At 43.8% G+C, this 19,985-nt stretch carries 21 protein-coding genes, 1 tRNA gene and 1 pseudogene; 17 read left to right on the forward strand and 6 right to left on the reverse strand.

Features of this window, described 5'->3' with window-relative positions:
- On the forward strand, positions 1–269 hold a 269-nt coding region (locus tag C1A10_RS18625), incomplete at its 5' end, for a hypothetical protein (protein ID WP_207654704.1).
- 163 nt (positions 270–432) lie between these two features.
- A tRNA-Arg gene (locus tag C1A10_RS00005) sits at positions 433–509 on the forward strand.
- A 76-nt stretch (positions 510–585) separates the two neighbouring features.
- On the opposite strand, the gene C1A10_RS00010 is transcribed toward C1A10_RS00005, so the two are convergent.
- Both C1A10_RS00010 and C1A10_RS00015 read right to left on the reverse strand, forming a co-directional pair.
- Positions 586–1,299 carry a DUF4367 domain-containing protein gene (locus C1A10_RS00010; protein WP_101908264.1) on the reverse strand — a complete coding sequence of 238 codons (714 nt, stop codon included), beginning with the start codon at positions 1,297–1,299 and terminating at the stop codon, positions 586–588.
- Positions 1,274–1,831, reverse strand: coding sequence for an RNA polymerase sigma factor (locus C1A10_RS00015; protein WP_180950912.1), 558 nt, complete (start codon positions 1,829–1,831; stop codon positions 1,274–1,276). The genes C1A10_RS00010 and C1A10_RS00015 overlap by 26 nt, the downstream gene beginning before the upstream one ends.
- 198 nt (positions 1,832–2,029) lie before the next feature.
- Between C1A10_RS00015 and C1A10_RS00020 the strand changes: the two genes are divergently transcribed.
- The 4 genes from C1A10_RS00020 (at position 2,030) to C1A10_RS00035 (ending at position 4,323) form a co-directional block, all read left to right on the forward strand.
- On the forward strand, positions 2,030–2,509 hold the full coding sequence (locus C1A10_RS00020) for a hypothetical protein (RefSeq protein ID WP_101908266.1): 480 nt from the start codon (positions 2,030–2,032) through the stop codon (positions 2,507–2,509).
- Between the two features lie 185 nt (positions 2,510–2,694).
- Positions 2,695–3,261, forward strand: a complete 567-nt coding sequence (locus C1A10_RS00025) for a sigma-70 family RNA polymerase sigma factor (RefSeq protein ID WP_242968793.1) — start codon at positions 2,695–2,697, stop codon at positions 3,259–3,261.
- Positions 3,262–3,277: 16 nt separating this feature from the next.
- Complete coding sequence (locus tag C1A10_RS00030; RefSeq protein WP_101908268.1) at positions 3,278–3,724, forward strand: phage holin family protein; 447 nt, start codon at positions 3,278–3,280, stop codon at positions 3,722–3,724.
- 149 nt (positions 3,725–3,873) lie between these two features.
- A complete protein-coding gene (locus tag C1A10_RS00035) occupies positions 3,874–4,323 on the forward strand; it encodes a Rossmann-fold NAD(P)-binding domain-containing protein (protein ID WP_101908269.1) in 450 nt (149 codons plus the stop codon).
- A 59-nt stretch (positions 4,324–4,382) separates the two neighbouring features.
- Here the strand turns inward: C1A10_RS00035 and C1A10_RS00040 are convergent, their stop codons facing one another.
- The gene (locus C1A10_RS00040) at positions 4,383–5,201 is read right to left on the reverse strand and encodes a hypothetical protein (RefSeq protein WP_101908270.1); all 819 of its coding nucleotides are present in this window, start codon (positions 5,199–5,201) and stop codon (positions 4,383–4,385) included.
- 151 nt (positions 5,202–5,352) lie between these two features.
- On the opposite strand from C1A10_RS00040, the pseudogene C1A10_RS00045 reads away from it, so the two are divergent.
- Positions 5,353–5,622 (forward strand): annotated as a pseudogene (locus C1A10_RS00045) (phage holin family protein); the annotation flags it as partial.
- Positions 5,623–5,772: 150 nt separating this feature from the next.
- A complete protein-coding gene (locus C1A10_RS00050) occupies positions 5,773–6,177 on the forward strand; it encodes a CHAP domain-containing protein (protein WP_180950913.1) in 405 nt (134 codons plus the stop codon).
- Between the two features lie 36 nt (positions 6,178–6,213).
- Here C1A10_RS00050 and C1A10_RS00055 read toward each other — a convergent pair whose 3' ends face one another.
- Together C1A10_RS00055 and C1A10_RS00060 are read right to left on the reverse strand one after the other, a co-directional pair.
- On the reverse strand, positions 6,214–6,918 hold the full coding sequence (locus C1A10_RS00055; protein WP_101908273.1) for a hypothetical protein: 705 nt from the start codon (positions 6,916–6,918) through the stop codon (positions 6,214–6,216).
- 127 nt (positions 6,919–7,045) lie between these two features.
- Positions 7,046–7,684, reverse strand: coding sequence for a hypothetical protein (locus C1A10_RS00060; protein WP_101908274.1), 639 nt, complete (start codon positions 7,682–7,684; stop codon positions 7,046–7,048).
- Between the two features lie 439 nt (positions 7,685–8,123).
- On the opposite strand from C1A10_RS00060, the gene C1A10_RS00065 reads away from it, so the two are divergent.
- The 5 genes from C1A10_RS00065 to C1A10_RS00085 all read left to right on the forward strand — a co-directional run bounded on the left by C1A10_RS00065 (position 8,124) and on the right by C1A10_RS00085 (position 14,783).
- Entirely contained in the window at positions 8,124–8,945 is an 822-nt protein-coding gene (locus C1A10_RS00065) for a hypothetical protein (protein WP_145997671.1), read from the forward strand.
- A gap of 12 nt (positions 8,946–8,957) precedes the next feature.
- Positions 8,958–9,611 carry a hypothetical protein gene (locus tag C1A10_RS00070; protein WP_101908276.1) on the forward strand — a complete coding sequence of 218 codons (654 nt, stop codon included), beginning with the start codon at positions 8,958–8,960 and terminating at the stop codon, positions 9,609–9,611.
- 279 nt (positions 9,612–9,890) lie between these two features.
- Entirely contained in the window at positions 9,891–10,844 is a 954-nt protein-coding gene (locus C1A10_RS00075; RefSeq protein WP_101908277.1) for a hypothetical protein, read from the forward strand.
- Positions 10,845–10,888: 44 nt separating this feature from the next.
- Positions 10,889–11,494: a hypothetical protein gene (locus C1A10_RS00080; protein WP_101908278.1), complete on the forward strand. Its 606-nt coding sequence runs from the start codon at positions 10,889–10,891 to the stop codon at positions 11,492–11,494.
- Positions 11,495–11,720: 226 nt separating this feature from the next.
- Positions 11,721–14,783, forward strand: coding sequence for an InlB B-repeat-containing protein (locus C1A10_RS00085; RefSeq protein ID WP_101908279.1), 3,063 nt, complete (start codon positions 11,721–11,723; stop codon positions 14,781–14,783).
- 291 nt (positions 14,784–15,074) lie between these two features.
- On the opposite strand, the gene C1A10_RS00090 is transcribed toward C1A10_RS00085, so the two are convergent.
- Complete coding sequence (locus C1A10_RS00090) at positions 15,075–15,728, reverse strand: GntR family transcriptional regulator (protein ID WP_101908280.1); 654 nt, start codon at positions 15,726–15,728, stop codon at positions 15,075–15,077.
- A 296-nt stretch (positions 15,729–16,024) separates the two neighbouring features.
- On the opposite strand from C1A10_RS00090, the gene C1A10_RS00095 reads away from it, so the two are divergent.
- Genes C1A10_RS00095 through C1A10_RS00110 form a run of 4 tightly spaced genes read left to right on the forward strand, consistent with a single transcriptional unit; the run spans position 16,025 to position 19,984 of the window.
- Complete coding sequence (locus tag C1A10_RS00095; RefSeq protein ID WP_101908281.1) at positions 16,025–17,050, forward strand: zinc-binding alcohol dehydrogenase family protein; 1,026 nt, start codon at positions 16,025–16,027, stop codon at positions 17,048–17,050.
- 40 nt (positions 17,051–17,090) lie between these two features.
- Complete coding sequence (locus tag C1A10_RS00100) at positions 17,091–18,179, forward strand: C4-dicarboxylate TRAP transporter substrate-binding protein (protein ID WP_101908282.1); 1,089 nt, start codon at positions 17,091–17,093, stop codon at positions 18,177–18,179.
- 18 nt (positions 18,180–18,197) lie between these two features.
- Positions 18,198–18,701 (forward strand): TRAP transporter small permease, encoded by a 504-nt coding sequence (locus C1A10_RS00105; RefSeq protein ID WP_101908283.1) that lies wholly within the window; start codon positions 18,198–18,200, stop codon positions 18,699–18,701.
- On the forward strand, positions 18,698–19,984 hold the full coding sequence (locus tag C1A10_RS00110) for a TRAP transporter large permease (protein WP_101908284.1): 1,287 nt from the start codon (positions 18,698–18,700) through the stop codon (positions 19,982–19,984). Before C1A10_RS00105 ends, C1A10_RS00110 begins: the two co-directional genes overlap by 4 nt.
- Position 19,985 lies beyond the last annotated feature (1 nt).

Here is a 19,985-nt window from a genome sequence, read left to right on the forward strand (position 1 = left end):
TGATTTCTTCCTTACTCGTTGTTCATTTTTCAAGGTGCTGTGCCTCTCGTTTTCGCCGTTTTCCGCGTCGCTCACGAGACAGCTTAGTTATAATACCATTCCCATCCCTTTTTGTCAACACCTTTTTGCATTCTTTTTTCCTTTTTCGCGCAGTTTGGGATTTCAACAATGTTTCAACCGGGCGGGCGACGCATTGCAAGCTGACTTTTCAACTCTTTCCACGAAACCCTGTTGAAAACTTTTTTGATTATTATTTTTCAAAACAGTAAAAATATGCGGTTTCTTTGATAGGAAGCCTAATCTTTTGGATAAAATTTGTTGAATTAAAGAAAACCAATTGCTTTTTTCAATATTTATGCTATACTATATAGCACTGGTTTAAAAACCAGCGCCTATACTATATATAACGCCTATACTATATATAATAGATACGCGCCCGTAGCTCAGCTGGATAGAGCGTTGGACTCCGACTCCAAAGGTCGCAGATTCGAATTCTGTCGGGCGTACCAAAAAAGCCTGCATAAACGTCTGTTTATGCAGGCTTTTTTTATATTCAAGCTGAATAATTAAAAAACCGGGCCATTTTTACTGGGTCACCCATTCTATACTGTTCGCAATTTTTACAGCTTCCTTTTTATCCAAAGTAGTCAACATGAGGAAAGAATACTCGTTCTGATTCCAAATCATCGTAAGAGAATCCTCATCCTGCGCACAATATCCGATCCCGCTGTTCAATTCTATTTTTTCGGTATATTTCCCCTCTGTGTTTATGAGAAACGTCGATCCGGTTTCTGAATATTGTTGAAAAATCAGCCTCTCGTTGTCCTGCCCTGTAAATTCAATGACCAAATATCCTCCGGCTTTCTCCGCATGAGAAGGTATAAATCCTTCCGGCAGATAGGATGGGTAATAATATTGCTTGCTGGGGATCTCCGCAGCCTGCCCATCGTCTCCCACCAGCGTAATTTCCATGTGGTCGTTTTTTGCGTGAAACAGAAAATTAAAGATTTCAACCCTCCACGCCTCAACACTCATCACCAGCCCGCTCAGGATCGCCAATGAGACAAGTATGATCACTGCTGCCTTAGGGAGCGTTTTTCTAACTGACCTTAATCTATGGTCCCATTTTGCTTTCACCCTGATTTTGTGGATACCGGCTAAAAAATTGCTGTCAAACGGAGGTTCGGGTTCCTTTTCACAGTTTTGCATATCGCTGAGGTATTCTTCCTCCAGATAATCTTTGACGGCATGCTTGATCATAACATCAAAAAGCTCATGATTCAATTCTGATTTCGCCATTCAGGAGTTCACTCCTTTCCTTTACCATCTGCAGCAGCTTTTTCTTTGCCCTGACAATGCGTACACTTACATTTACAGACGAAATCTGAAGCATATCTGCAATTTGCCTGTCGGAATAGTCGAAATAATATTTATAAATCAGCGGAAGCTGGTATTCCGGCTTTAACTCTTTTACGAACTGTTTTAGCAAATCACCGTCCAGCTTCTTCAGCAGGTCTTCCTCAATCTGAAAATCGGAAGCAATCTCCAGTTCAGAAATATCCGCATGATCCTGCCTGTTTTCCTGATCCATTTTCTGATAACAGACTCTTTTCAGCGTAGTTTTCAAATAAGCATAGGTCTGGGGGTGTTTCTCCACATCCAGCTTGTCAAGCATTTTTGAGATTTTCAAAAACGTATCCTGCACCGCTTCCTGTGCAAGACTGCTGGTTCTCATGATTTCCAGCGCGGCATAATACAGCGGTTTATGGTACTGCGTATATATTTGGGTAAACTTATCGCATTCTTCCTCTGTATCAAATAGAAATAACAATATTCTACGCCCCCTTATGTCCTGCATCTGCAAAGTTCCGGACAGCTTATAAAAAGTACGGAAGTCCAGAGGTTCTTCTTTTAAATAATAATTTATATTTGAAATTTTATATTTTGTATCATCCGCATAGGCAGATGTAGCATTTTAATCTGTTTTTTCCTTTATATAGTAAAACAATCTATTAAAGGAGGAATCCCTATGAAAAAATCAATGCGCAAGTTTCTCTCTATGATTCTGGCAAGTGCTATGAGTTTCTCTCTCGGCACACTGGTCTACGCCAGCCCAACCGGCAGTGAACCGCCGCCCGCCGCCCAGTCTTATGCTCCGACGGCTTCCGTGAGAGATGGCCCTATCTCTGTTCAGTACATTTATACGGATGCCGTAACCTATAGCTTCCTGATAAATCCGGGAGGACTGGCCCGCATTGACGCCACTATGTATCTGGAATCAAATGCCACCTCCTGCAAAATTGAAGCTGTGCTCCAGAGAAGAAAATCCGGCGGGAGCTGGGGCAATGTAAAAACAGTTACGGCAACAGGGAGCTCTTTCGTCGTTATGAGCGAAAGCTTATATGTGAGCTCCGGCTATGAATATCGGGTCATGTTCCATTTTTATGCGTATGTCAACGGCCGTCTTGCAGAACAAATCGACAAAACCAGTCCAATCCGAACATATTAATTATACCACTCTGCCTTAGATTTTGAAAGTCATGAAAAAGCAGGGAACGGTACAGAGGAATCTGTGCCGTTCCCTGCTTTTTTTCGATTATACACGCAGCTGAAACTTTTAAAAATTTGCAGCGTATCCACCTTAATTTTTTTGCTCTTCTTTTCTCTTTAGCAGGAAAAGGACAGGTGAGCGAAATGCAATCCCTATTTGATCAGATTTCACTGGCACAAAAAGGTGATGAAACCGCTTTGCTGGAATTAATCGATCAGTTTCAGCCTCTGCTTCGTAAATACTCCCGAAAATTAAAGGAGGAAGACGCCTACAGCGACCTTCAATTGCAGCTGATCGAAGTAATCAAGAAAGTGAAGCTGGAAAATCTGGCAAGCAGGCAAGACCCCTATTTGCTGAACTACATAAAAAAGTGTATGGAACACCACTTTATCAAGTTATCGAAAAAACAAAACGATATGGCTAAAGTGATTCCTTTGTCCGCTTTTGGTCAGGCAAATGGAGAAGAGCAAAGCGCCTATTTTTTGGACAAGCTGCAATCTGTTTCAGACGAATACCTTCAAATCGAGTACGACACTTTATCGCGCCTGTTGACCCCGCGTGAAGCGGAAATCATCATTTTCTTTTACCGGTTCCATTACCCGGTAAAGGAAATTGCGGAGCACTGCCATGTTTCCATGTCGGCAATCAGCCAGACAAAAACAAACGCGGTCAAAAAATTAAAAAAGCAGTTATTAGCGGGAAACTTTTGAAAGGAGGCCAAAATTTATGGACAACCATACACCGTTCTGGTTTCTATCTGCCGTCGCGGGATGGGTCACTTCATTTTTTGACAGATATGGAAGTCTTTCATTGCTGGTATGTTTGGCGGTTATTTTAGATGTCCTGACCGGGATTTTAAAAGCAAAGGCAGCCCACGCCGTAAACAGCAATACCGGATATCAAGGCTTTTGGAAAAAGATATCTCTATTTGCAGGTCTTTTCTTTGGCTATTTTCTGGACTTGTTTGAAGCTTTTCTGGTTTCCATAAGTGATCTCGTGTCTGTTTCTTTCCATATCCCATTTGGCACAATCATAGGCATTTACATTGTTTTGAACGAAAGCATTTCCATCTGCGAAAACCTGAACGCCTGTGGAGTCAGACTGCCGGCTTTCCTTGCCAAAGCATTGCTGAATGCAAATCAGGGGCTTGACGGAAACCAAAAGAAAAAATAATTTGCAGAGATCTTAATTTTTAGCTGATAATTTGCTCTTTATAGAGGCATAAGGGAAAAGAACAAAACCATTTATTCTCTCAAAAATAAGTGCTTGCTGCAGAAAGCATTTTATTTTAAAAATTATATGATTGAAAGAAGGATTTTATTATGGCAAAAGAATATGTAGGAAATACTAAGGTTACACCTAAAACTTGGAACAAGAAATACCCTCTTGCAGACTTGCCGAAAGACAAATATTGGGATGGAAGTTATGTCAACGATGAGGGGACCGGTTATTCTTGTATTGGGTTTGCAAGAATGGTCCTTGACGCTACTTATGGAAAAGGCGACCCCTTGGACACGACTACATTTACCGACGCAAATTCAGTGAAAACTGCTTTCGATGACATCGAGAAGGGCGCGCGGGTCACCTTTAAATGGCGGCCTAACGTTTCTTCAGGGCAGCATGGTATTATAGTGGCTGGCAAAACCTCAAAGGGGATTACTGCTTATGATTGCAATTATCTACTTGATGCTATGATCCGTTACAGAACATGGACCTGGCAGTTTATACTGGATGAATTCTCGCAAGTTATTGGTGGATATCATCACGCTTAAATAGTTGTTTTCTGTTTACAGGGGGCCATTTAGTTATGGCCCCCTCTTTTAAAAAGTTATTACCATTCAAATCCATCATACAATTGATATGAACTATACTCAACTGTTTTTTCATCTTCAATCTCTGCAGTTAAAATACCGGAGGGCACTAAAGCACCACGAGAAACCCAGATTATTTTTGTAGATTGAAGAGCCTTTGGGGCTGTATCTCCCATCTCCTGCAATTCCTGTTTGTTAACAGCACATAAAATCCCAACTTTTATTATAATTTGATTTCCCTGCTGTTCGGCAGACATTGCAACTGGCCATACGGCACCCCCGAACCCACCAATCAATTCATAGGTATGGTGCTGTGCGTTAAATTGAGGAGCTGTTTCCAGATACGCTTTTGTGACATCGAAGTGTTTCTGTATGGACGTCTCTACTTGATCGGCAGGCGCATTGCTGTATTCGGGCGGATAACATAGCTCGTTGTCTCTGGGAAGATTTAAAAAATTATTATAAGAGCAAATATCAATCAGATCTTTTGCCTTGATTTGTGATGCATCCTCCCATTCATAAAAATAGATGTTCGTCAGGATCGGTTGCACATAAACTCTAGTAACTGCTTCAAGGTCATTTAAATCCACGGGGGCGCTATCTATATTTAAACTGTTTAGATAATCCAGTCTTGCTTGATCTGGCTCGCTGGAACTGGATGGCACTTCCTGCTGACTTGATGATGGCTCACTGGAATCTTCTATCTCTGATGATGTTGATATACTGCTTTCGCTCATGCTGTTTTCTTCTGGTGCAGCAGATTCAGACTGTGCATTGCAGGCTGTCAGAGTGATGGTTAACAGTAAGCAGCAGAAAATATTTAACCATTTTTTGCTCATTAAAATAACCTTCTTTCTAAAAAGATATTTGATCAATACTCCACTCGCTTTTTTTAATTTTCTATATTATTTATAAAGGGCTTTTCTCTCTAAAATCCTACACCTATATTCCCAAAACATCAAATCGTACAAATAATTTACAGGATATCAAGGCTTTTGGAAAAAGATGTCTCTATTTGCAGGTCTTTTCTTTGGCTATTTTCTGGACTTGTTTGAAGCTTTTCTGGTTTCCATAAGTGATCTCGTGTCTGTTTCATTCCATATCCCATTTGGCACAATTATAGGCATTTACATTATTCTTAACGAAAGTATTTCCATCTGTGAGAACCTGAACGCCTGTGGAGTCAGACTGCCGGCTTTTCTTGCCAAAGCATTGCTGAATGCAAATCAGGAGCTTGACGGAAACCAAAAGAAAAAATAATTTGCAGAGGCCTTAATTTTTAGCTAACAGTTTGCTCTTTATAGGGGCATAAGAGAAAAGAGCAAAACCATTTATTCTCTCAAAAATAAGTGCTTGCTGCAGAAAGCATTTTATTTTAAAAATTATATGATTGAAAGAAGGGATTTTATTATGGCAGACTTTAACAACGCAGCATACAAAAGCCCTGTTAACCCTTATACAAAAGGTCAGTGCACATGGTATGCCTTTGGACGAATCTATGAATTAACTAGCAAAAAACTATCAGTTTCGGGTAATGCTGGTCAATGGTATGACTCTGCTCCCTCCAAAAAGCAATTTTCCTATCCATCAAAAAAAAGAGTTGCATGCTGGTCCGGAGGAAATGGTGACTTTGGTCATGTACTTGTTATCGAAGATGTTTTCGATGATGGCTCGATGCTATTTTCCGAGGCAAACTATGATGGTGACGGTAAGCTTTCTTCTGCAGACGGAAAAATTCTTTCTGTAAATAGCGAGGATGATCTCATGAAAAGATTTGGTCGTTCTTACACTTTCGAAGGGTATATCGGTGTATAATTTGTATGGGGAAGGCAATGATTGCCTTCCCCATTTTTAAGAAAGAATATCTTCTGCCTTACAGGACAGGTACCGCACACCATTTGACAGATCAATTTTAAGTTCAGATTTTCGAAACGGTTTATCTGCTGTAATATAAATCAGTGAAATCGTTAAAATCTGATCGTCCTTCTGAATGTCCGTTATTTCAAAGGTTGCACCCCCACCCATACCATATCCAAACCAATAAGTTCGAGAATCCATATCATAGTATTCTGCTTGTTGTAAATGTTCTGTTGAAACATCAAAATAGTTCTGAATAAATGGCTCGACAGCTTTTGCTAAAACTGTCATGGTTGTCCATGTGTCCGGGTATGTTTCATACAAGCACTGCACCTGATAAAAGGTTACCAATTTATCTGCGGGAATTTGTTCGGCGCCATCCCACGTATCAAAGGTAATTCCAGCCCAAAATAATGGATGTACTAAATTATAATATAGTTTATTAGCTTCTCTCTCATAGTACTTTTGTTGTTTGGAATCGTAACTAATTACAGGGGAGGGCAATTGTGTTTCGGCAAAGCTGTTTTCCTGTCGGCTGCTGGATAGCTGGCTCGAATCTTCCGACTCTAATAATGCAGATATGCTGCTTTCGCTCATGCTGCTTTCTTCTGGTGCAACAGATTCAGACTGTGTATTGCAGGCTGTCAGAGTGATGGTTAACAGTAGGCTACAGAAAATACTTAACCATTTTTTGCTCATTAGAATACCCTTCTTTCTAAAAAAGTTTTTATCTCATGGGCTTATAAATCGTGCAATTGTCTATCTATAGTAGTTGTAAGCAAAAGGTAAAACATTGCATAAGGATAAAAACAAAACCTTTTATTCTCTAAAAAACTTCTTCATGAAAATTATTTAACCCATAGGATACATATTTGTAATTTCCGTCTTCTTCTAGTCGCAAGACTATATTTCCATCCCATGTAGCCAGATAATCTGTACTGTCTATATGCCCAATATATCTTATCGTTAATGAATCATCGGTTTGTTCGGCGCCCACTGTGTAGAGATCCACCGTAGTTCCAATCCCCCCCGACCAATAAGCATGCTTATCCGCGTCGTAATATTGAGATTTTCTGAGGTGCTCAGCTGTTACATCAAAATGCTTCTGTACAAATTGTTCCAGCACATCCTCAGGTATTAAAGGATTATTATATTCTTGATCTTTGGGCCAATCGGATGAAAATTCAACCTCATCTGTGGTTCCCATATAAATATAATAAACAACGAAAGCATCCGGATCTACTTTTTCCGCATCATCCCAAGATTCCCGTCCAATTTGATATGCAAATGGATCTACGTATTTACGATATTGTTTTAAACTTTGTGGAGTCTGGTCATCGTCTGCCATATTGCTTTCGCTTGTGCTGTTTTCCTCCAATGCAGCGGATTCCGATTGTATATTGCAGGCTGTCACCGTGATGATTAATAGTGAGAAACAGAAAATACTTAACCATTTTTTACTCATTGAAATAACCTTCTTTCTAAAAAAGATATTTGATCCATACTCTATTCGACTTTTTTTAATTTTCTATATCATTTATAAAGGGCTTTTCTCTCTAAAATCCTACACTTATTTTTCGAAAACATCAAATCGCACAAAAAACTGTTGCTGTGCTCGAATTTTATTGGCAGGTAAAAGTGTAGCAAAATGCCCCTAGAATCGGTTATTAAAGTAGGTAACCATTCTGGAGGCATTTAATATAAAATGTGACTTATTTTGTCAACAATTCGTAAATGCGGTGTAAGTGAGACAATAAAACGCGTCAATTTTGCATTTTTTGATCTTTATCAGAAAAATTGTGATACCCTTATAACAACAAATAAAAGAGGTGAGTCCATTGGGTCAGTGAATTTAATAAACATATTTTCTCATCCAAATAAAGAACTATCATTGATTTTGAAACTTGAAAGTAGTGGTTAAAATAAAACAATTTAACCGACAGGCGATCCTCCGGCTTTGTAGCTGTATCCTCTTCTGCTGCATATCAGCGGGCTGCGGCAAAAGTGAAGTTGCTAATAGCAGCGAAAGCAGCATTAGCCAGAACAGTGAACTATCCAGTTCAATAAAGTCCGATTTGCCTCTTGAAGAAATGGATTATGATGAATATTTTTCAAAAGAGCGTAAATGGATAGACGAATCACTAGCTGTTGATAATGGATATTTTTACGATGCGAAAGAGGATGGTTCCGTTGTCAGATTTAAATTTAGTTTGACCAATGAGCAGATAGACCAAACAACCATTTCTGACCAATTAGGTTCAGTAAGCGATTATGCAGTGGTATACGGGAAGCCCATATTTATTGTAGATCATCACAAAATCATTCAAACGGATGAGAATGGGGAAAATCAGCAATTTATTTATGAAGATCCATACCCCATCGACCACATCCTTGCAAGCCGCGAACTGATTTATTTTGTGAGAGAAAACTCAGATTTTACAATTTTACGGCTTCATAGAAAATCCGGTGTTGCAGACGAGCTCATCTCATCAACAGAAGAAATCTCCTCTTATCGGCCGCTTTCCAACTATACTATACGCTGGTCCGTATTTACAGAGGAATGGAAAGAATTTTTAAAGACAGGTAAGCTATGGGAAGATGCGCCTCCTGGAATAGAACAAAGCAATAATTATTTTTATAATTCCAAGACTGGCGAGAAACGGGAAGTTGAAGATTCCGATTACGACGCAGATGGGTTTTTCAAATACACCATTGAAGAAGATTGATTTAACAATGATATGAAAAATTTATTTATTTCACTATTTTGCTTCACATTCTTATTATCCGGTTGCGGCAGTCAAAGCGGCGATATACCGCGCATAAATAATTCTGATAATCGCAATTCATCTATTGCTCAGGAGAAAAAGCCGGTAGAGGGTTATTCCATCGAGGAACTTGGTTTTGCAGTAAAGGCAGATAAAGATTTTATAGACCCTAATCTCGAACATCAATTGGAATCAGCCTATCTCACCATTACCGGCAATTCCGATTATATTATGGGAGACCTCACACAAGACGATCTCTTGGGTTCATTTACATATCTGTGCGTACTTACAGTGGAGACCAAGTTATCTGTGACCGAAATTCCGATTAGATATCTTCAGGGATTTAAGATTAACGATATAAAAGATGAGAACAGTCTAATCAAGGTGAAGTCAAATAACTACTCCTGGGAAGATTTAAAAGACTATAAAATTTATGAGGATTCTTCTATCGTCATTTTTGATTTTACTGATTTCATTATGACAGAATCATATAATGAATATCTTCTGCAATACAGCACAGATCATTTAGACTATGATTTTTCTTGGACAAAAGCTGTTTATCAGTATTTTAATGAACATATAGGACAGTGCATCATTCCATCATCAGAAGAAGACGCAGGGAAGTAGTATGAAAATGTTGCGATTAACGCAACTGATAATGGAAATCCGGTTGTAATAAGAACTAATAAATGGAACAGTCACTATGTAGTTGCTTATGGCTATTACATTACATCGGCAATGCAACTATATACATTCGTGATCCAGAGGGCGATTATAGAGCAGAAACCTTAGGACAATATTATAATAGTGGTGCAATTGTACGTTCCTATGCTATAATTAAATAATTGACATAAATAAAGCGTTGGTGTCTAATCAACGCTTTATTTTATCTTGAGGGAAGGTATTATGAGGAACTTTCAACTTTTTATGATAATCATATTGTCAATGTTGCTTTCTGGCTGTGGTGTCCATTCTGATGAAAAAGAAGAATTGCTTTCTGGCCAATCATTAGAAAATGCTCACTATCTGATAAACATACCTGATAATGTTATTTTAGCTGATGATCTGACTTTATCTGCATCTAGCAGTATTATCTCTGTAAATCCCTCTGATTTGTATACAGATTCTTCGCTCAATGGAGATTATACAATTCTCGCTTTGAACTTTTGGGACTCCAATGGCTCTGAACCCATTCCGATTATGTATTTACAAGCCTTTGAATTAGCAAATCAAAGTTCTTCATGCACAATTAAAATCTGCGGGGAAAAATATTATTTAAACCAGTTGGAAACCTTCATTATCTATAAAGACTCTGATGTTGTGATCTATGATTTTTATAACTATATTTACAAAAAGCCTTTTCAGACAGTTTTGAAGCAAATGATCGACAAAATAAATGATTCCATATCCGATCAATTATCTGATTTAAGCGATTGGCCAGATGATAGAAAAAAACCGACAATGCTTAATTATAACGATTATCGCTATTTATTAGACGCTGAAGCATATTTTGAAAAAAACATCTCAAATCTAATAACTAAAAGTGATTCATCTGAAACACCCTTAGGCAACCCTGAAAACCCTATTGCAGAGGAGCCCTGGGAACCGGCACCTGACGACCTAATAGATTCTTCATCAGAAGCACCCTTAGGCAGTCCTGAAAACCCTATTGCAGAGGAACCCTGGGAACCGGCACCTGACGACCTAATAGATTCTTCATCAGAAGCACCCTTAGGCAGTCCTGAAAACCCTATTGCAGAGGAACCCTGGGGACCAGTGCCTGACGACTTACTGAAATCATCCTCGCATAATTCATCTCATACTTCGTCACTTCCAGATGATGAGCCGGTAGACCCTTAACGATATTGTTTAGAAAATTGAAGCTTTAAAATAAAGGACATATCATGAAAATAAATATTAAAAGAACTATATCTCTCGCACTGGTCCTATTGTTTGCGATTTCTTTTGGAACAGTCATATCCGCCGCAGACGTTCCTGTTGCATCTGACAGGATTACCGTCAGCGGTGACTCCGTTCATTTTTTTGACAATGACAGTCAAAAATCAGTGTCCAAATCAATCGGCGATAAAGATATCACAGTCTTAATAGATAAAGAAAATGATCTGTGTATCTGTTTTTTTGATCAAGAGAACGCTTACCGGACTTATACGCTTGGAAAACAAACTTTACTTGAGGTCTCGGGCACCTTCAATTCCTTAACCATTTTAGACAGCGGCAGCAATAGCAGCCCTCTTTTGAATGTCCGCATGGCTTCGGATTGCACGGTAGACACGGTAACCGCTTCATCCTCGGGGAAAGCAGAGGTATGGGGAGCGGTTACTACGCTAAATGTAATGTCTGAGAAGCAGGCTGTTTCGATATTGGGACAAGTAAAAACTTTAAATGTATCCTCTGCAAAGGAAATTGCGATTGAGAAAAATGCTGAAGTTGAAGCCCGTAACGTGATGGATGCTTCTGCTAAAATCACTACCTTTGCTCTCATTGTATAATCTGATCATAAACGGTCCGGTGACAGACAGAAGCCAAAAACGAGCCTCTCGATGGAGACTCGTTTTTAGCGCCTTACAGCGGTAATGTAACCTTCGCAAAAAGTATACACTTTTTTCACAATTCCGTCACATTAATGCCTTATTTCAATCACGCTGGCTTTTTACACTGAATACAAGATGGTTAAATATCATATTTTAATATAGTACCTTTAAGGAGGGTTTTTATATGCGACGAATTATTTCCATGGTGCTTGCCGCTGTCATGGCCGCGGGATATCTGTCCGTCGGCGTACTCGCCTTTTCCCCAAGGGGGCATTCGCGCTTTAGCGGTACTTCCCGCCGGCAGGCACTGACCAGCAGTTCCCTGCCAACCGACACGGAGGGAACCGGTGCCGCAAGTTCAGAAGTTTCCTCCTCTGAGCCCTCATCCTCGGAAGCATCTTCCTCTTCAGCTGAATCCTCTTCTTCGGAAGCATCCTCCACGCAGGCAAGGTCTTTCCTGTCGCTCCTGACCGCTCAGTTGAACGAGTCTCTTGAACCCTGCACAGTTACCTATTCGGTTGGAGCGGGCGGTACCCTCTACCTGAATGATATGGCTTATACCGCCTCCGGAAGCATAGAGGTGGAAAACGGGGCATCCCTTTCTGTCTCGGCAACTGCGGACACCGGATATTCGCTTGGCTCTCTGCTGATCAATTCCGAGCCTTATTCCATCCCGACCACCTATAAAATCACATCGGGAACCAGTATTTCCGCCGCGTTCCTGCCTGTAGACATCGATAGCAGTTCTTCTGCGCCGTCCTCCTCAGAGGACGACAGCAGCCCTTCCACTCCATCTTCCCCAGAAGACAACACTAGTTCTTCCACATCGGCTTCTTGGGAAGACGAGACAGTCGTTTATCCCATAACGTATAACAATCCGGACAACGGCGTTTTGTCTGTGACCAGCGGGGACTCTTTAGTCCCGTCCGGCAACGCTCTGGAGACCGGAAGCTCGGTTGCAATCACGGCCACCCCTGCGGACGGCTATGAACTGGAATCCCTAACCGTTAATGGTGCGGCAATCAATAATGGTGACAGCTACACGATCGACTCCACCACAACAGTTTTCGCCTCCTTTGCGGAAGAAGAAACATCTTATACCATCACATTTACAGAAAGCTCTGCTTTTGGGAATCTGACCGTAACGCATAACGGTTTGCCTGTTTCATCCGGCACGAGTCTGCCTGAAAACGCGGCTGTTACGATTACAGCCACTCCCGTGGATGGCTATGAACTGGCGTCCTTAACCGTCAACGGTACGGCAATCAATAATGGCGACAGCTACACGATCAACTCCGCCACAACAGTTTCCGCATCTTTCACGAAAAAAGAAGTATCTTACACTGTCACATTTACAGAAAGTTCTGCTTATGGGAATCTGGCCGTAACTCATAACGGTTCGTCTGTTTCATCCGGCACGAGTCTGCCTGAAAACGCGGCTATTACGATTACGGCCACCCCCGCGGATGGCTATGCATTTTCTTTCATGCGGATTAACGGAACGAATTACACGAACAGCAGCGTTTCCTATACCCTCACAGGTGACACTGCCATTTCTGCGACTTTTTCAACGTCGCTTCCTCCAACAAATACAGAAACCACCGCTTCCTCCTATAATGTGACCGTACCGACGGTCTCAAACGGCACGCTGTCGGTCCGCGGATATGTAGGAGGGATTTACAAAACCTTGACAGCCGGAACCACTGTGGTTGATGCGGACAGCACGCTCACCGTCACCGCGGACGCGAATTCCGGTTACAGGCTGACCTATCTGGCAATCGGCGGCTCCACCTGGTCGCCCAATACCTCCTCCGCATACACGCAGTCGGCCACAGTTACCGCCGATACTGCCATTACGGCAACCTTCACGGCAATTTCCTACACCGGCAGCACGGGTTATGTCACCCAGCCAATTGCCGTCTATGACGAAGACGGTGAAACTTTAGAGGATAATTCCGGAGACAATTGTGAAATTGACGACATCGCCTCCAACGGAAGGCTGACTCTGGACGGCCTGCTGCCCAATCAAACCTTCTATATCAAGCTGGGCGAAACCGGAAATGATCTGGCCACTATTTTAAGCGACGGCGATACCGCAACCGCTAGCCAACTGGCAGATGACGACTTGTTCAAACTCTCCATTGATAAAGACGGCAGCGGAAAATCCCTGATCAGTTCGATTACGCAGGTCGGCGAAAAGCGGCTGGACGGCGACAGCGTACGGGGCAGTTACCTGAAAGTAGTACTGAAAGACTCCACCACCACCGATGAGCTGAAAGCCACCGCGGAAATTACGTTTAAGGCAAGAAAGACACTCTCCACATCCGACGGGGATGAAGGCACGTGGGATTCCGGCGAATACGCCGTTTTGGATCTCGTGATGTGGATCAACAATTCCGAAATCAGTGGTTCCGACGGCGAAGCGGACACCGGCGACAGCGTCTATTTCTCCCCCGAATCCGATGAGGTCAACACCTTTATCTGGGGTGACGACCGCGCGGCAATCGAGTTTACCGCCGATGATGACGCCGAAGACTTTTACGCCCGTCTGTCCACCAAGAGCGATGTGGACATCTACACCGAATACGGCGACCCTGTGGACGCAGACCTGTGGTTCTACAATTTTGTAGGGAACCCAACCGTTCCCAGTACCTCCCGCGCCGCCCTGACGTTGGGCATCCCGTGGGATGAGGACGACGACGATTATCCGGATCCTGAGGACTGTTATATTTACGAGCTGGACAGTGACGGCTATCTTTCGGATGTAACCGAGCGGTTCACCTATTCCGAGGACAGCTATGCCATTGACGGCTGGACAGTCAAAACCCGGGTACTGGGCACCTATATCGTTTCTGACACCGAGCTGGACGTCTATTCCCAGGATTATGAAGTCGAGTATGTGGAGGAAGACGATGATACTGCTGCGGACGACCTGGCAGACGACTATGAGTCTATGGTCAAGGTGAACCCCTCTACCGGAAACGGCGGATACTCCTATACACCGGTCACTGTGCCCGCGGCCACAGAAAGCACACAGGCTGAGGAAACTTCCAACATTAAAATTACTAACGACAATCCGGATCTGAAATCAGTCGGCCTTTCGGATGCGGATCCGGACAGCGGGAATGCAGAGCGTACTGCACAGGAAGATACCTTCCCGTGGGCCGGCGCGCTGATTGCAACCGTGCTGGTTCTGGCAAGCAGTATTACCGGAGGATATTTCCTCTACCGCCGCATGCATCAATAACAAGTATCAAATCAACAAGTATCAAATCAACAAGTATCAAATCAACAAGTATCAAATCAACAAGTATCAAATCAACAAGTGGGGCCGGCGAAACGCCGGCCCCACTTTTATTTATTTTCAACAAAACCATTGAACCCTCCACTGTGTGAATCGGTGGAGGGATTTTTTTAGGTCTTCATAACTACAAGTATCTACAAAGACTTCACTGATCCCACAAACGATGTATACAACATTCGACAGCGTTTTCATCTGTCCCGATCGGGAAAATGACCCTGCGATTCAAAAGCAGTTCTAAATAAGAGGTGCCTCACCGCTGAGCAGCAGGTCGAATGTTGCGTCTTTCGATTGTTTCAGATGCGCGCAAAGCTCCTGCGCGGCAAGCTCCCAGTCCTTTTTCAGGCACGCCTTTACAATGCTCAGATGCTCCTTTATGGTCTCCGACAGCCGGTTATCCTGTATTTTCCCGGTCATGACGCGGAACCGAAGGTTCTGGTTATGAATATCGGCATAGGTTTGAAGCAGAAATCGGTTCTGAATCACATTGATAATCGCATAGTGGAACTCATCGTCCATTAAGAAGAATTCATCCATCGTATATTGCTGGCTCTGGTCGGAAAACTTTGTATAATAGCTCATAATCAGCTCTTCCGGCATCAGATATCCGAACTTGCGCAGCGCATAAGGCTCCAAAAGCATGCGGACTTCGAATATCATGTTAATTTCACTGATAGAAAGGCTGGAAACCATAATGCCCTTTTTCGGAAGGATTTTAATGAGGCCTTCCTGCTCCAGACGGCTGAGCGCGTCGCGGATCGGAGTACGGCTGACGTTGATCTCTTCGCGGAGAATTTCTTCATTCAACAAGGTGTTGGGCGCATATTGGCAGGTAATAATTTTTTCCTTGATGATATTATATGCCTGCAGTTTCAGTGATTCTTTTTTCATGTTATTTTTCCTTTCCTCAGTTTTCGTAAAAGCACCGTTATCATCTGTCTAAAGTATACTATAAGAATCCTAATCTGCCAAGAGTTTGTTAAAAGATTACCGTAGTATGTCTGAAATTGGAAATTTGATTGTAGTACATCAACAAAATTATCGTGATTTACTTAGATATGATGTCCGAAAATTTGAATAGTTTGTGAAAATTTATTGACACTGATGGATTTATCATTTATTCTTACGTTGTACACAACAGAGCCTTGATGCATCAGGGAGGTAATAAAGCAAAGGTGGATTTCTGAATGAAAGCAATTTTTATTGAAGAACCGGGCAAGGTAATTCTTCGCGAAATTGAAAAGCCGGTTCCAAAAAAGGGCGAGGCACTGCTGAAACTCCTCTACGGCGGAATCTGCGGCAGCGATCTTGGCTCTTACCGCGGAACATTCGCTTATTTTTCCTACCCCCGCATCCCCGGACATGAATTCTCGGCGGAGATTATCGAGATCGGTCCAAACGAGCAGGGCTTCAAGCCGGGAATGATTGTGACCTGCAACCCCTATTTTAACTGCGGACACTGCTATTCCTGCCGCCGCGGCCTGGTCAACTGCTGCACCGACAACCAGACCATGGGCGTACAGCGCGAGGGGGCGTTCGCGGAATACATCACCATGCCGGCGGAACGCCTTTGCGACGGCAAAGGCCTGCCCGCAAAAACACTTGCACTGATTGAGCCGTTCTGCATCAGCTATCACGGAGTTTCCCGCGCTAAGGTAAAAGTGGGCGAAAAGGTTTTGGTCATCGGTGCAGGAACCATCGGCGTGCTGGCCGCTGTCGCGGCAAAGCAGCAGGGTGCTTTGGTTTATATCAGCGACGTCGCGCAGGGCAAACTAGAGTATGCAAAACAATTCGGTATAGACGGCACTTTACTGAATGACTCTGCGGAACATTTTGCGCAGCAGGTCAAAGACATTACAAACGGTGATGGATTTGACGTAACGATCGAGGCGGTCGGGCTGCCGTCCACCTTCCAGAATTGCATCGACGCCGCGGCATTTGGAGGCCGCGTGGTGCTGATTGGCGTCGGCAAAAAGAACCTCGACTTTAATTTTACCCTTTTGCAGAAAAAAGAACTGAATGTGTTTGGTTCTCGGAATGCGAAGACCAAAGATTTTATCGAGCTGATCGATATGGTCAAACAAGGAAATGTTCCGCTTGAAAAAATCGTAACAAACGTTTATCCTTTCGAGGATGCTGCAATCGCATTTTCTGAATTTGATAAAAACGCGGGATCTATGTTAAAAGTCGTGTTAGATTTTACAAAACAGTAAAATCAATCATAAAACCGTAATTATGAAGGGAGAACATCTTATGAAAATGAAGAGAATTACAGGATTTGCTTTAGCAGGTATTCTGTCCATGTCTATGCTTGCCGCCTGCGGGAACTCGGGGGCATCCAGCTCTGCCGATTCCGCAGCCCCGTCCTCCGAGGCGTCTTCAGTTTCCAGTGAAGCAGCCGCACCCGCGTCGGGAGAAGCCACGGTCATCCAGGTCGGCTTTGAAAACTCGATCAGCGAGCCGTTTGGCCAGGGTCTTGTCAAATGGCAGGAACTGGTTGACGAAAAGAGCAACGGCACTCTGAAAATTGAACTTTATCCGGACAGCCAGCTGGGCTCCAAGAGTGAGCTCATCGACTCCATGCTGCTGGGCGAGCCGGTTGTGACCCTTGCTGACGGCGCGTTCTATGCGGATTATGGTGTTCCCGATTTCGGTATCGTCTTCGGACCGTTCCTGTTTGACGACTGGGACCAGTGCTGGAAGCTGACCGAGTCCGACTGGTATAAACAGCAGAGCGATAAGCTTGAGGAAAAAGGCCTGAAACTGGTCGCGTCTAACTGGGTTTACGGTGAGCGCCATACTCTGACCACCAAACCGGTGAACACTGTGGACGATCTGAAAGGCCTGAAAATCCGCGTTCCCGGCAACCAGATCCAGTCGATCGGTTTTGACGTTCTGGGCGCTACTTCCACCGGCATGGATCTGGGCGACGTTTACCAGGCGCTCCAGTCCAAAACTATTGACGGCGCTGAAAACCCGCTGGCGACCCTCTATGGGCGCAAACTGCAGGAAGTTGCAAAATATCTGATTCTGGACGGCCACGTCAAGAACTTCACCACGCTGGTCTGCTCCGCGGATATGTTTAATTCCCTGACCCCCGAACAGCAGGATCTGCTGGTTTCCACCTGCCAGGAAGCAGGTCTCTACAACAACGTGCTGCAGGAAAAATCCGAAGCGGATTATCTCCAGAAGATGAAGGACGAAGGCGTAACCGTGGTAGAGCCCAGCCCGGAAGTCCTCCAGGGATTCAAAGACAAAGCGCAGGAATTCTATACGAAGGGCGATGTATTTGGCTGGTCTGACGGTCTTTATGAGACGGTAAAGGCCGCTATGGGGGCCTAATCCAAGAGGAGGGTTATCTTGAAACAGCCTAAAAGCAAACTTCTGTCCGTGATCGGCAATCTGGACATTGCGGTTGCGTCTCTCACCCTGCTGGTTCTGATTGCGCTTACCTGTTATGGCGTTATCATGCGTTATGTGATCGGCCAGCCGTTAACATGGCTGGAGGAAGTCCAGACGGCCTGCATGGTTTGGATCGTGTTCGGTGCCGGCGGTGCGGCATTCCGCACCGGAAGCCACGTGGCAATTGAAATGGTCGTAGAGCTATTTCCAAAAAAGGTTCAGAAAGTTTTCGACATCCTGATTTCCGCTGTTGTGATAGCTGTGATAGGGTATCTGTTTTATCAAAGCATCGGTTTCATCAATATGTTTGTAAAGAGCGGACGCTCCACCAGCATGCTGAAGATACCATTTACGGTCATCTACGGCATGGCGCCTGTTTCCTACGTCCTGATGATCATCAGCTATTTTTACGCAATAATCACAGGAACAAAATCCGAGGTTAAGGAGGCAATTGGAGAATGAATGAAATTTTGATTCTCGCATCAGTCGTGATGCTGGTTTTACTGTTCTTCAAGGTGCCGGTTTACATCTCGGTGCTTGGCGGATCAGCGGTTTATTTCCTGCTGAATCCTAAGGTAAACCCGATCGTTTTCGCCCAGCAGGCAATTACCGGTACGGAGAGCATCTCCCTGCTTGCGATTCCCTTCTTTGTGTGCGCCGGTATCTTTATGAACTACACCGGTGTAACCAAGCGGATCATGTCCTTCTGCGAAGTCATTACAGGGCGCATGTCCGGCGGCCTTGCGCAGGTGAACGTTCTCCTCTCCACCCTAATGGGCGGCCTGTCCGGTTCCAACATTGCGGATGCGGCAATGGAGGCAAAGATGCTGGTTCCCGAAATGGAGAAAAAAGGGTTTTCCAACTCTTTCTCCAGCGTTGTAACAGCGGCTTCCTCCATGATCACGCCGCTGATCCCCCCGGGGATTGCCATGATCCTGTATGGCTGCATTGCCAATGTTTCCATCGGCAAGCTGTTTGTTTCCGGAATTGGGGTGGGCACCCTTCTCTGCGTGTCCATGATGCTGCTGGTCAAATTTGTTTCTGAAAAGCGCGGTTATCTGCCGCTGCGCAGCACACGCGTAACCGGCAAGGAATTCGGCGCAGCCCTGAAACCGGCAGTTCTTCCGCTCTGCCTGCCGATCATCATCATCGGCGGCATCCGCCTCGGCGTGTTTACCGCGACTGAGGCCGGCGCGGTTGCGATCCTGTATGCCGCGATTTTGGGGCTGATCTATCGCGAGATACACATCAAGGATATGATGCAGGGCCTGAAAGAAACCGTTACAACCACTGCGTCCATCATGCTGATCGTTTCCGCGGCATCTGTTTTCTCCTGGATTCTGACCAAAGAACGGATTCCGCAACAACTGACCGAATGGATTGTAGGCTCCATCAGCAATAAATATGTATTCCTGATTATCGTCAACATTTTCCTGCTGATCGTCGGTATGTTCATTGAAGGCAACGCGTCCATGATTGTTCTGGTTCCGCTGCTTGCCCCGGTAGCTGCCGCATATGGTATTGACGAAATCCAGTTTGCGATGATTTACATCTTCAATAATGCCATCGGCGCATTATCTCCTCCGATGGGCACCCTGATGTTTGTCACCTGCAGTATTACAAAATGCAAAACAAAAGATTTCATCAAGGAAGCTGTTCCGTTTTACATTTTGCTGGCAATCAACCTGTTGCTTTTGACCTATATTCCAATCTTCTCAACAGGGTTGGTCAGACTGTTCTATTAAA

This window comes from Marasmitruncus massiliensis (assembly GCF_900186535.1).
GTDB lineage: Bacteria > Bacillota > Clostridia > Oscillospirales > Ruminococcaceae > Anaerotruncus > Anaerotruncus massiliensis_A.